Source organism: Enterococcus sp. (assembly GCF_022711995.1).
GTDB lineage: Bacteria > Bacillota > Bacilli > Lactobacillales > Enterococcaceae > Enterococcus_D.
The window spans coordinates 1-12,468 of record NZ_JALAHI010000120.1 but is presented as its reverse complement, the minus strand read 5'-3'; the positions used below and the strand labels follow the sequence as shown (position 1 = coordinate 12,468).

10 protein-coding genes are annotated in these 12,468 nt (G+C 40.2%); 8 read left to right on the top strand and 2 right to left on the bottom strand.

Features of this window, described 5'->3' with window-relative positions; all coding sequences use genetic code 11:
• The first annotated feature begins 13 nt into the window (after positions 1-13).
• The 5 genes from allD (at position 14) to arcC (ending at position 6,080) form a co-directional block, all read left to right on the top strand.
• Positions 14-1,090: an ureidoglycolate dehydrogenase gene (gene allD, locus Q0A12_RS12125; RefSeq protein ID WP_291292909.1), complete on the top strand. Its 1,077-nt coding sequence runs from the start codon at positions 14-16 to the stop codon at positions 1,088-1,090.
• A gap of 8 nt (positions 1,091-1,098) precedes the next feature.
• The gene (fdrA, locus tag Q0A12_RS12120; RefSeq protein WP_291292908.1) at positions 1,099-2,856 is read left to right on the top strand and encodes an acyl-CoA synthetase FdrA; all 1,758 of its coding nucleotides are present in this window, start codon (positions 1,099-1,101) and stop codon (positions 2,854-2,856) included.
• A 148-nt stretch (positions 2,857-3,004) separates the two neighbouring features.
• The gene (locus Q0A12_RS12115; protein WP_291292907.1) at positions 3,005-4,267 is read left to right on the top strand and encodes a DUF1116 domain-containing protein; all 1,263 of its coding nucleotides are present in this window, start codon (positions 3,005-3,007) and stop codon (positions 4,265-4,267) included.
• 41 nt (positions 4,268-4,308) lie between these two features.
• Complete coding sequence (locus tag Q0A12_RS12110) at positions 4,309-5,142, top strand: DUF2877 domain-containing protein (RefSeq protein ID WP_291292906.1); 834 nt, start codon at positions 4,309-4,311, stop codon at positions 5,140-5,142.
• Positions 5,143-5,144: 2 nt separating this feature from the next.
• Positions 5,145-6,080 carry a carbamate kinase gene (gene arcC, locus Q0A12_RS12105; protein WP_291292905.1) on the top strand — a complete coding sequence of 312 codons (936 nt, stop codon included), beginning with the start codon at positions 5,145-5,147 and terminating at the stop codon, positions 6,078-6,080.
• A gap of 14 nt (positions 6,081-6,094) precedes the next feature.
• Here arcC and Q0A12_RS12100 read toward each other — a convergent pair whose 3' ends face one another.
• Positions 6,095-7,726: a PucR family transcriptional regulator gene (locus Q0A12_RS12100; RefSeq protein ID WP_291292904.1), complete on the bottom strand. Its 1,632-nt coding sequence runs from the start codon at positions 7,724-7,726 to the stop codon at positions 6,095-6,097.
• 125 nt (positions 7,727-7,851) lie between these two features.
• Between Q0A12_RS12100 and Q0A12_RS12095 the strand changes: the two genes are divergently transcribed.
• The 3 genes from Q0A12_RS12095 to Q0A12_RS12085 all read left to right on the top strand — a co-directional run bounded on the left by Q0A12_RS12095 (position 7,852) and on the right by Q0A12_RS12085 (position 11,722).
• Positions 7,852-9,069: an alanine--glyoxylate aminotransferase family protein gene (locus Q0A12_RS12095; protein WP_291292903.1), complete on the top strand. Its 1,218-nt coding sequence runs from the start codon at positions 7,852-7,854 to the stop codon at positions 9,067-9,069.
• Between the two features lie 145 nt (positions 9,070-9,214).
• Positions 9,215-10,450, top strand: coding sequence for an MFS transporter (locus Q0A12_RS12090; protein WP_291292902.1), 1,236 nt, complete (start codon positions 9,215-9,217; stop codon positions 10,448-10,450).
• 18 nt (positions 10,451-10,468) lie between these two features.
• Positions 10,469-11,722: a dicarboxylate/amino acid:cation symporter gene (locus tag Q0A12_RS12085; protein WP_291292901.1), complete on the top strand. Its 1,254-nt coding sequence runs from the start codon at positions 10,469-10,471 to the stop codon at positions 11,720-11,722.
• A 222-nt stretch (positions 11,723-11,944) separates the two neighbouring features.
• On the opposite strand, the gene Q0A12_RS12080 is transcribed toward Q0A12_RS12085, so the two are convergent.
• The gene (locus Q0A12_RS12080; protein ID WP_291292900.1) at positions 11,945-12,220 is read right to left on the bottom strand and encodes a hypothetical protein; all 276 of its coding nucleotides are present in this window, start codon (positions 12,218-12,220) and stop codon (positions 11,945-11,947) included.
• Between the last annotated feature and the right edge of the window lie 248 nt (positions 12,221-12,468).

Here is a 12,468-nt window from a genome sequence, read left to right as displayed (position 1 = left end):
GGAGCAGATAAGGATGGAAGAAACGGTTATTGTAGAGCCTCGTGAGTTACAGGAATTGATTCAAAGAAAATTATTTGCGGCTGGTTTGTCCAATGAATATGCAGGTATCATTGCAGAGCATTTGGTTTTTGCTGATGCTAGTGGGATCCATTCTCACGGCGCAGTTCGAGTAGATTATTATGCAGAGCGAATTGCCAAAGGAGGGATGAATCGTACCCCAAAAATGACTTTCAAAGCAACAGGTCCATGCAGTGGCATTTTGGATGGACAAAACGGTCCCGGACAAGTAGTTGTGCTAGAAGCAACAAACTATGCGATTGAAATGGCAAAAAAATCAGGTGTTGCAGTAGTTGGAGTCAGAAAAACGAGTCATAGTGGAGCGCTATCTTATTATGTTAAAAAAGCGGCACAAGCAGGATTTATTGCCCTTTCAATGTGCCAATCGGATCCCATGGTTGTACCTTTTGGTGGCAAAGAAAACTATTTTGGCACTAACCCAATTGCCTTTGCTGCTCCTCGGAAAAGTGGCGACCCTGTTGTTTTTGATATGGCTACCACTGTACAGGCATGGGGGAAAATTCTGGATGCTCGTTCAAAAAATAAAGATATACCAGATACTTGGGCAGTCGATGAGCATGGAAAACCGACTACTAATCCGCACCATGTCCATGGATTATTGCCTATAGCAGGACCTAAAGGTTTTGGTCTGATGATGATGGTGGATATTTTGTCAGGGATGTTACTGGGGTTACCTTTCGGTAAACATGTATCATCGATGTACCATGATTTGACAGTGGGACGTGATCTGGGACAGTTTATTCTGCTGATAGATCCCCAGAGATTCACGGAGCTTGACACTTTTAAAGCATCGATTGAACAAATGATTACGGAATTACATGAAACGCCAGCAGCAGAAAATTTTGATCAAGTTTATTATCCGGGCGAAATCGGCCAGTTGACTTATGAAAAATATATGCGGGAAGGAATCCCAATCGAAAGAAATATATATGCTTACTTACAAAGTGATACGATCCATTTCGATCAATATTCCGGTGCGGATGCTTTTGCTCAAACTGGAACAGGAAAGTGAGGAAACCTATGCTACACACAGTTATTCAAAAAAATAATTATCAAGATTCTATTGTGTTGATGCTCTTAACTAACCGTTTACTCACACTTGATGGTGTGAATAATGCTTCGGTGATGATGGGAACTCCTGCAAATAAAGATATTTTTAAAACAGGAGGTTTATATACTGAAGAAATGGCATCAGCTACATCAAATGATATGGTCTTGGTTTTAGATATCGAAAACGAAACGTTGATCGAAACAGTAATGAACGAAATCGATTCGTTTATTGCAGATCAAGGGAAGCAAGCTGATTCGGGAAACACTGAAATTGTAAAAACATGGGATAGAGCGCTAGAACTTGGTGAAAAAGCTGGCGTAGCCGTTCTATCGATTCCAGGAACATTGGCTGCATCAGAAATCGAAAGGGGACTATCTGCCGGGAAACATATCTTTTGTTTTAGTGATAATGTCTCGCTAGAGGATGAAGTACGTCTAAAGAAACTTGCACATGAAAAAGGGTTGCTTTTGATGGGACCAGATTGCGGCACAGGCATCATCAATGGCATTCCAGTAGCTTTTACTAATGCGGTTCGAGAAGGAAAGATTGGCGTAGTTGGTGCATCAGGAACAGGGATCCAAGAAGTGACGACCATCATTCATAAATTAGGGGAAGGTGTGACTCAAGCAATTGGCACCGGGGGCCGCGATTTGAAGGAAGCAGTTGGTGGGATCACGATGAAAGATAGCATTGTTGTCTTGGAAAATGATCCAGATACAAAAGTGATCGTCGTAATTTCGAAACCGCCTGCGCCAAATGTGCGTGATGAAGTGCTAGATTTATTAAGGTTAGGAACAAAACCAGCTGTCACCATTTTCCTTGGCGAAAAACCAGCCGATCATGAAGAAAATCTTTATCGAGCATATACTTTGGAAGAAGCTGCCCAATTAGCCGTTCAACTACTTAGACAAGAACCGATGCACTCTTTCTTGGAAGAAGAGACAAAGCCTATTTTTTCAGCGAAACAACAAAAGATCAAGGGGTATTATTCAGGTGGGACTTTGGCTTATGAAGCGGCAATGCTGCTTAAAGCTGGCTTAAAGTTAACAGAAGAATCTGCTTATGAAGAAGGCTACATCTTAAAAGTTGATGGACATGAAATCATTGACCTAGGGGATGACATTTATACTCAAGGAAAACCTCATCCGATGATTGATCCAACAAAGCGAATTGAAATGATGGAACATGCAGGCGAGGATCCAGAAACGGCAATCATCTTGATAGATGTTGTGTTAGGATATGGCTCTCATTCAGATATGGCCAGTGAATTAGCACCAACGATCAAAAAATTAAAAGCCAATGCCAAAAAAGAAGGGCGTAAGTTAGAAGTAATTGCAACGATTGTGGGAACAGAGTTAGATCCTCAAAACATTCAAGAACAAGAATCAATTTTATCAGAGGCTGGCGTGATTTTATGTCAAAGTAATACTCAAGCTGTTAAAAAAGCATTGGCGATGCTGGGGCATCCATTACCAGCGATCAGCCGTCAGATACTGCCGAAAAAAGAAACGAAAAATCTGCGCGAATTACCGGAAATATCACAAAATAGCCAAGCACTGCTAGCAAATGAAGGGTTTATCAATATTGGTTTAAGAAGCTTTGCAGAAGCAATCCAGGAGCATCATGGCAAGGTGATCCAATATGATTGGCAACCTGTAGCTGGAGGAAATATAACATTACAAAAAGCGTTGCGTTTCTTGGAACAAGTCACATTAATAGAGAAGTGATCTGGCTAAAGCTTATTTTAAAGAGTATCTCAAAGGAATAAGGAAATATAGTCGTTCCTAGCGCTGAACTCAATAACAGAAAAATAATAGACAAATAAAAAGGAAGCTGATTTATTGAGCAATCTAAGTATACAAGGAGAAGATAATCGTGTATGAAACTATTGAAGAAGCAAATCAAGCAGTCATTGCCAAAATCGTAGCGGGAGCTCCTTTCCTGATCGATATTGTTCCAGCTGCCAGTGTGATTCCTGAGTTAAAAGAAGGAAAAGTTCTTTTACACGCTGGTCCACCTATTGATTATGATCAAATGATTGCGCCTATCCAAGGAGCTTGTGTCGGCGCAGGCCTTTTTGAGGGATGGGGTGAAACAGAAGAAGATATTCGCTGTTTATTAGAAACTGGAGAAGTGACACTGATTCCTTGCCACCATGTTCAAGCAGTAGGACCGATGGGAGGGATCACTTCAGCGAATATGCCAGTATTGGTGGTTGAAAATAAAACAGATGGTAATCGTGCCTATTGCACAATGAATGAAGGAATTGGCGCTGTTCTCCGTTTTGGTGCTTATTCGCAAGAAGTGATCGATCGTCTTCATTGGATGAAAAATACATTAGCGCCTGTTTTAAGTGCTGCCTTAAAAACAAAAAATGAGGGTGTAAATATAAATGTGTTAGTTGCTAAAGCCATTGCGATGGGAGATGAATTCCATCAGCGAAATATCGCCGCTTCATTAGCCTTTTTGAAAGAAGTCGCTCCTTCAATCGTGGCTTTAGAGGGATTTGAGAGCGAAAAATCTGAAGTGATGCAATTTCTAGCAGATACAGATCAGTTTTTCCTAAATATTATGATGGCCTCTTCAAAAGCAGTATTAGATGGCGCTCGTACGATTCAAGAAGGAACTGTTGTTACTGCGATGTGTCGAAATGGTCATGAATTTGGTATTCGTATCTCTGGAATGGGTGATGAATGGTTTACTGGGCCAGTTAATATCCCGAAAGGCCTATATTTTTCGGGCTTTAATGAAGCAGATGCCTCCCCGGATATGGGAGATAGTGCGATTACAGAAACTTTTGGAGTGGGTGGTATGGCAATGATCGCAGCTCCTGCTGTTACTCGTTTTGTAGGGACCGGCGGCTTCTATGATGCACTGAAAACGAGCAATGATATGTTAGAAATTTCGATTGATACAAATCCAAATTTTCCCGTACCTACTTGGGATTTCAAAGGAATCTGTTTAGGAATCGATGCTCGTAAAGTCGTGGAAACAGGTATCTTACCAGTTATCAATACAGGGATTGCTAACAAAGAAGCTGGAAAAGGACAAATTGGTGCAGGAACAGTCACTCCACCAATGGTTTGTTTTGAAAAAGCTGTATTAGCTTATGCAAAAAAATTAGGTTTTGTGGAATAAGAATCAAACAATTATCCAATTAATGAAAGTGGGCAAGGAAGATGTTCTTCGCAAAGTGGATAGATCAAGCATTATTGGGACAAGAGTTTGTCAATGGAAGATGGCACGTACACAGTGTCTTCAAGCAGAGCCTCAATCTGCAAGATCAATCAAAACAACAGCTGCTAATGATCACGGCCCAAGAGCTACATTTTCCCAAAGGAATTGTGGTCGCACCTACTGATTATTTGCTGATGGCAAAAGAATTGTCCGCGGAGACAGTCATTATGATTCAACAAAGAGTGATTCATTTTCCAAAACACAGTCTCTCTTTTCAAGAAAGTGTTCATTCGGATACCCATTGGCAAGCAGAAGCGAATGCCTTTGATCCACAGGCTTTTTGGTCAACGCTAGACCTAATAACCAAAATGACAGGCTACCATGAAATGCTAAACCAAGTAACAAGCAGTCAACAGTCCTTTTGTTTGGCAATCGATCAACTGTGCGATTTATCTTTCAGGAGGCAACGTCAAGGGGTGTCATATTTATTGGGGCGGGGAATTGGATTGACTCCAACAGGAGATGATATGCTTGTAGGCCATTTATTTGCTCGCTTAGTTATGGATAGAAAAGATCTTCGTCTGACAACTTATCTTGATCGCAAATTAAAAAGTCTCCATGACTTAACAACAGATGTCAGTCGACACTATTTGATAAATGCTCTGGAAGAGTCTTTCAACCAGACGACGTTGTCATTGGTCGAAAGTCTGACTAGGGAAGAATATCAATCAGTCATCAAAAGAATTCTTGAATTAGGGCATACTTCGGGAGCTGATTTTTTAGCAGGTTTTGCTCGTAGTATCCATTGTTTTCAACAAAAAAGAAATGAGGAATGACCATGCCAAGACGAGTTGTTATTGCTTTAGGAGGCAATGCAATTTTAAAACCCCATCAATCGGCAACGGTTGAAACACAGATCGCTAATATCCGATCAAGTGCAGAACAAATCATAAAATTAGAAAAGTTAGATCATCAAATTGTTGTTACTCATGGGAACGGACCACAGGTAGGCAATATATTAAGACAAAATGAAGAAGCAAAAGAAGTTGTACCACCATTTCCTTTGGATGTGTGCAATGCAGAATCACAAGGGTTTATTGGTTATTTGATGGAGCAAAGTATCAAAAATGAAATTGAGCAGGAGGAATTGACCTGCAGTGTTGTAACCTTACTGACCCAAGTAGAAGTGAGTTTAGAAGATCCAGCCTTCCAAGAACCTTCAAAACCGATTGGTCTTTTCTATGATGAAGCAGAGGCAATGACATTGGCAAAAGAGAAGAATTGGATAATGCAAGAAGATGCCGGGCGCGGCTATCGGCGAGTGGTTCCTTCCCCCCAGCCGATAGCTATCCATGGTGTGGAGGCAATCGTTCATCTACTGAACCAGAATACGATCGTCATTGCTGGCGGTGGGGGAGGAATCCCTGTTATTAAGGAAGAAACAGGTCTTCGAGGCATAGAAGCAGTAATTGACAAAGACCGCACTGGAAAAAAATTGGCAGAACAAATAGATGCGGATGTCTTCATGATGTTGACAGATGTTAGCAATGTTTATATCCACTATGGCACGCCACAACAAGAAAAACTCACAGAATTATCTGTAGATGAAGCAGAAGGTTATTTTGATGCAGGCCACTTTGCAGAGGGAAGTATGGGTCCAAAGATGGAAGCAGCGATTGGATTTGCGAAACAAGGGAAAACAGCGATTATTTGTTCTCTGGAAGAGGCTGATCTTGCTTTGAGTGGGCAAGCAGGAACAAGAATCGTTGGCTGAACTGCTCTAATTAGCTAATATCCTTCTTCTGATAGTTCCAGAGCTAGACGTAAATCTAAACTAATAGCTGGATCATGGATGTTTTTCCCTAATAATTTCTGACACTGCTCAATGCGATATTTTATTGTGTTCCGATGCACGAAGAGTGTTTTGGCTGTACGAGTAATTTCGCATTGATAGTCAAGATAATAACGCAGTGTTTTTCGCAATTCGATCATGGCATCTTCTTCAGGAAAGGCAAGGTCTTTTAAGATCGTTCGGCAGAAATAATGGATGTCTTCTGGACTCATTTTTTCAAAAAGACTGCGCATGCCTTTTTGATGATAGAAAGAAACTAAGGGAGGAAGGTGCCCTGACTTTCGTTCTTCATAGGCTGTCTTTGATTCGATATAGGAACTTGCTAAGTCGTCTATGCTCTCATAAATCGTTCCAACACCAAAAGCCATTTTGAAAGGGAGACTGGCTGCTAGATCATTGGCTGTTTTAATCAATATATTCTCTAAATCCTCACATTTATGTTGCACCAAAATAGCAAAATCCGTGCTTTCTTTGAGACGAAAAAGGCAAACATCTTTGATTCGAAGTCGAAGCTGTTCACTAAACCATTGATAGGCCAAGTCACTTTCTTCTTCATGGTATTTGACCTTTGCCTCCGTGTCTTTTGTGGGATCACAAGCACCATAAATAACTCGATAATGACGTGCTTTTACGATTCCGAACGTTTTTCCAAGATCCAACCAATCTTTGGGTTGTTGCTTGGTTGACTGCTGATATTCAATCATTCGAGTCCAAAAGTCGCTTTTTAAATCTTCTAAGGATTCTTGTACTTTTTGATTCTTATACAGCATAAAGGAAAGCACAAGCGCAGCTTGTTCCATAGCAAAGTCTGATACGGGATAGGGGATCGCTTCAGGATTCAATATCACGAGGTAGTGTGGGAAATAAGTGGAAGTTTCAATCGCATAGTAAGAAATCTGTGACGTTTTTTCGTGAAGATCTTTTATGGGGATGGCACCACTTTTTTCACCAGTAAATACCCCTTTAGTATGGATCAACTGATGAATATAGTATTCTGCTGGCTTGGACATCCGTGTAAAGTGTTTGGAATGTGCAATCACTTTCTTGAAAGGATTCAATAGAATGATGGGCGTGTTGACCATCTGTCCAAAATCAGCGATAAAGCGAGCAATGCTGACGTCTTTCATCAATGAAGCAGAGAATCTTTTCTGGATGTCTAGCGCGTAACTAAGCTGTTCGGTTTTGGTATCCCATAATAAATTCAGTAGCTGGTGCATTAAACGACCCAGTGGCATCGTAGCAGGTACTTCAACAATCGGAAAATTACGCTTTTCTGCATAATCAATCACTTCTGGATCAATGGTGTCTATAAAACGACCAATTTTTATCCCTAAGCCAGCTGCATTTTTTGCAACTAATGAATCGATCAATGTAAACAATGCTTGCTGATGATCTTTATAAATCATTGCAGTAGTTAGAATAAATGTGCGTTCAGGAATGTAATGGGCAATATCAGGAGTTTCAGTGATTTCAATACTGTCCACCAATTTCGCAGCACTTTGCGAACCGGTTAACAACCGTAAATTAGAAAAGCGGGGAGTTGTGAGTATTTCTGAGACTAATTTCATAGCAGGCTCCTTTGAGATTGAACATAATAAACAAAAAAAACACTTTGTTAGTCCTATTGTACAACAGATTTGGAAGCGTTGACAAGGGAACTTCAAAGGTTGATCAGAGATGGAGAGGACAAAAAATGTATAAAGAGTTAACTATTGCACAACGTACCATAATGACACCGGGACCGGTAGAAGCGCATCCGGTCGTTTTACAAGCGATGACAAACCGGATACTTGGACAATTCGATCCGAGCTTTTTAGAGATTATGAATGAAGTAAAAGAAATGATCAAAAAGCCTTTTGGAACAGAGAATAAAGAAGCCTTTGCCGTGGATGGAACTTCCAGAGCAGGACTAGAAGCAGCGCTAATCGCTTTGATTGAACCTGGAGATAAAGTATTGATTCCTGCATATGGACGTTTTGCTTATCTATTAGGCGAAATTTGCGAGCGAGCGCAAGCAAATGTTTCCTATCTTGAGAAAGAATGGACAGCTCCTTTTTCACCGGAAGAGGTGATCAAGGCTATTAACGAGTTTCAACCAAAAATTGTAGCTATGGTTCACGGGGAAACAGCAAATGGTCAGATGCAACCATTAAAGGAAATCGGTGCTTATTGCCGTGAGAAAGATCTTTTCTTCGTGGTTGATATGGTAGCCACCTATGGCGGAGTAGAACTAGCGGTGGATGAGTGGTGTGTTGACATTGCCATTGCTGGGACTCAGAAATGTTTAAGTGTTCCTTCTGGTCTTGCGCTGGTCACTTACAATGACCGTGTTGAAAAGTTGATCAATAGCCGCTACCAAAAAGAATTAGGCCTTAGCAAGAGTGATCGAAATGACCGGCACATTACGAGTAATTATTTGGACTTGAGCCAACTACAGCGTTATTGGAATTCCGAGCGGATCAATCACCATACTGAAGCAACTAGCATGATTTATGCCCTTCATGAAGGGTTACGTATGCTCTTAGCAGAAGGTCTTGAGGCTGCCTATTCTCGCCATTCGGTTAATGAAGGCGCATTGCTTGCTGGAATCAAAGCGATGGGCTTGCAAATTTATGGAAACAGGGAGACAAAGATGCCAACAGTCACGCCAATTCTCATTCCGGAAAATATTGATGGAGAAAGCGTACGGGAAGAAATGCTCCATTTTTTTGGTGTAGAAATTGCAAGTTCTTTTGGCGAGCTGAAAGGCAAAATCTGGCGCATTGGTAACATGGGATACAGTAGTAGAAAAGAGAATATTCTTCATGTTCTCTCAGCTCTGGAAGGTGTGTTGATGCATCAAAGAGCGTCCATTGAACCCGGAAAAGCTGTTCCAGCAGCGATCAATTATTACCAAAATAAAACGAATTAGTCTATCTGCACAATTAGAATTTGGAGTTTGTGAAAAATGACAAATGAAAAGCAATACAATAAAACGTAAAATAATACTATATTGAAGCGCTTCATTATCAGGAAAATTCACAGACTTATAGAAAGCAACTGATGGAGGGAAAATAATGGAAATCAAAAAAGAACGAGGCGGTTTTGCGTATTGGAAACAAATTATCATTCTTATGTGTTCAGGTTGGGTAACAATCTGGATCTACCGTTCTGCTTTATCGCCTATTTATCCGCAAATCAATGAGTCCCTTGGGGGAAATATTTCGGATACTGCATTAGGATCAATCGCAAGTTTTTATTTTTTTGGTTACGTGATTATGCAAATACCTGCTGGATTTTTGGTTGATAAAATTGGTAAAAAAACCGTTTTGATTCCAGGATTTATCGTTTTTGCACTGGCAGCGCTTCTTATCTCGCAGGCTTCTTCAATAACGATGATTTATACGGGAAGTTTTTTGGCGGGGATCGGTTGCGGCTCTTTTTATGGTTCAGCCTACTCTTTAACTTCACAAAATATCCCTAAAGAGAAGAAAAGTTTTTCAACGGCGATTGTGAATAGCGGTTCTGCGGTGGGATCAGGATTTGGAATGATCTTGTCGAGCTTTTTAGTTATTCAAATGAACATGCCATGGCAAACAATGATGTTTTTATCAGCTTTTCTGATTATCTGCATGACAATTGCTTTCGGGTTAGTTATCCGCAGCAATAAAGAGGACGTTGCTTTCTTGGAGAGTCAGGAAGTGGCAGAAGATCAACCCAAGGAAAAAGTCTCACTTTCTTCACTATTTTCTCTGCGGATGCTCTTTACGTATGTGTTATACTTTGCTACTTGCTATGCTTATTATATGACCGTTACTTGGCTGCCAAATTTTCTCGGTACTGAAAGAGGATTTCAAGGAGTAGCGATTGGCTTTTCATCATCACTAGTGGCTTTTGCTTCGATTCCCGGGGCTCTCTTTTTCAGTAAGCTAGCAGATAAATATATGCAAAAAAAAGTGACTTTCATAGTAATCTTAGAAATTTTAGCAGCTTTAATGTTATTAATTACCGTACAAGCAACAAATGCTACTTTTCTTATGATTGCACTGATTCTGTACGGTTTCTTGGGCAAGTTGGCAGTTGAGCCGATTATCATTTCTTGGCTAGGAGAAAATGCGCCTAAGATTGGTGTAGGAACAACTCTGGGAGTATTCAACTTTTTCGGAATGATGTCTTCGGTGATTGCACCAACTTTGACTGGATCGATATCTGATGCGACGGGTTCCAAAGTAATGGGTTTTTATATCGCTATTATTTTATTGATAGGTGGCACATTCTTATTTTTAACCGTTAATTCAAAGAAAAACAAGTAGAAAAGTGAGGAGCGCCAAATGAAAAAACGAACCGTAAAAATCAGTCTGACAAACCAAATCATGGTTGCTACGATATTGGGGATTTTCTGGGGCGTTTGTCTTCCTAGTTTTGGTGATCAATTACAAGTGATTGGTGATATCTTCTTACGACTTATCCAGATGTCCGTGGTGGTTTTAGTTATGGGTTCTGTGATTGAGGCAGTAGGAAAATTAGATCCGAAAGAGCTGGGAGGAATTGGGCGTAAAGTTTTTCTTTGGTTTACTGGTTCTACAATTGTAGCAGCTGTTGTTGGTCTTCTCTTTGCACTAATCTTAAAACCAGGAACAGGCATTGATAGGAATACGTTGGGTACAGCAGAGACAATGGCTAGTGTGGATACGCTTGAAGACTTGATTTTGAATTTCATTCCAGTGAATATTATTCAAGCAATGGTTGAACAAAATATGATTCAAGTCATTATTTTTTCGCTCCTATTTGGATTTTCTTTGAGTCTAATAAAAGATGAAAAGAAAAATTCGCTCTTTTTAGATTTGATTACGAGTTTCAATCATGTTTTATTAAAAATGATTAGTCTTATTATGAAGCTAGCACCCTTGGGGATTTTTGGGTTAGTTGCTTCACTGGTACAAGACACAGGGATTAGAGTGCTTAGTATGTTGGTCAACTTCTTGTTCACGTTTGCTGTAGCGTCCTTCGTATTTCTCTTTTTCTGGTTTGTCTTGACCGCTTTTTATTGCAAGGTGTCATTTATCCGTCTCATTAAAAATATGTGGCGAGTCTCAGTCATTTCTTTCACGACTACATCTTCAGCGGTGTCATTACCCTTTCAGATTGAGGATGGTAAAGAAAAATTAGGGATCAGCGACCGAATCAATAAGCTGGTCATGCCGTTGGCAATGACCTTAAACAGTAATGGATTGGCATTGTTTTTGTCACTGGCGATGGTGACGATTGCACAAACATATCATATCCATTTAGGTTTTGCAGATTTTCTACAAATCATTTTACTGTCTGCATTAGCCTGTTTAGGAACGATTGTCGTACCCGGTGGTGGTTTAGTGACCCTTGCCACAGTTTTGCCAATGGTTGGTCTTCCGACAGAAAGTATTGCTTTGCTTGCTGGTATCGATTGGTTTTCGGGAATGTTTCGTACATTATTAAATGTAGTTCCGGATATGACCGTTGCGATGATTGTCGCCCATGATGAAGATCAGTTAGATTACGAAGTCTTTAATAAAGTGACTAGAGATCTTCAGAAGTTAAAAACATAGAGAAAATAGAAAAATAGGTTGGAAAAGATTTTTGTGGGATTACTTTTCATCACAGAGGCTTTTTTTAGAGAAAGTGGAAACACAAAATAAATATTGGAAAGGGTAATGAGGGAACCTTAAAGATAGAAAAAAAATCATTCTCGGCTGGTCGATCGACTTGTTGAGAATGATTTTTTTCTTACCACTCGTTAACACTTTCTCACAAGTCATTGGCAGCAAGAATCAGTTCTGTTTTTTTGACTGCTCAGCCACTCGTCGTTGTTCTTCCGCAAAATAGTTGAATGTTTCGTCGTTGTTTCCGGTAATATCGCTAGTGCCTCTATTGATTTTAACGAGTGCACCATTCGCACCGCCTAATCCGGTATCGACCATGGGGTGCCACCCTTTATGAGGGTCTTTTCCTTCTTCCCGTAAGTCAAAGTTCTTTTTTCTTAAAATCATTTTTTTCTGCTCTTTTTTCTTTTGATGATTTTCGATGGAGTTTTTGATGATTTTCATGAGAACACGCCCTTTCGTGGTGTGGCGACAAGACTTTGATTATATACAACCTAATTGTAATATTTTTTTATCTTAAATACAATAAAAGACTGTGCCATAAGTCTCCTACAAGTAACAGTATCCAAACATGATATCGTATTGCTTCTGCGGTGCAGTGGCTCCTCGTCGCAAAAGTCCGAGGAATCTATCGCAATAGCACATGATTCGGATTAACTTGTTGGGTGATGACTTATGTCACAGTTCCTAGT

Coding starts and splice junctions, on each gene's coding strand:
- allD (WP_291292909.1), top strand. CDS start 14: ATGGAAGAAACGGTTATTGTAGAGCCTCGTGAGTTACAGGAATTGATT.
- fdrA (WP_291292908.1), top strand. CDS start 1,099: ATGCTACACACAGTTATTCAAAAAAATAATTATCAAGATTCTATTGTG.
- Q0A12_RS12110 (WP_291292906.1), top strand. CDS start 4,309: ATGTTCTTCGCAAAGTGGATAGATCAAGCATTATTGGGACAAGAGTTT.
- arcC (WP_291292905.1), top strand. CDS start 5,145: ATGCCAAGACGAGTTGTTATTGCTTTAGGAGGCAATGCAATTTTAAAA.
- Q0A12_RS12100 (WP_291292904.1), bottom strand. CDS start 7,726: ATGAAATTAGTCTCAGAAATACTCACAACTCCCCGCTTTTCTAATTTA.
- Q0A12_RS12095 (WP_291292903.1), top strand. CDS start 7,852: ATGTATAAAGAGTTAACTATTGCACAACGTACCATAATGACACCGGGA.
- Q0A12_RS12090 (WP_291292902.1), top strand. CDS start 9,215: ATGGAAATCAAAAAAGAACGAGGCGGTTTTGCGTATTGGAAACAAATT.
- Q0A12_RS12085 (WP_291292901.1), top strand. CDS start 10,469: ATGAAAAAACGAACCGTAAAAATCAGTCTGACAAACCAAATCATGGTT.
- Q0A12_RS12080 (WP_291292900.1), bottom strand. CDS start 12,220: ATGAAAATCATCAAAAACTCCATCGAAAATCATCAAAAGAAAAAAGAG.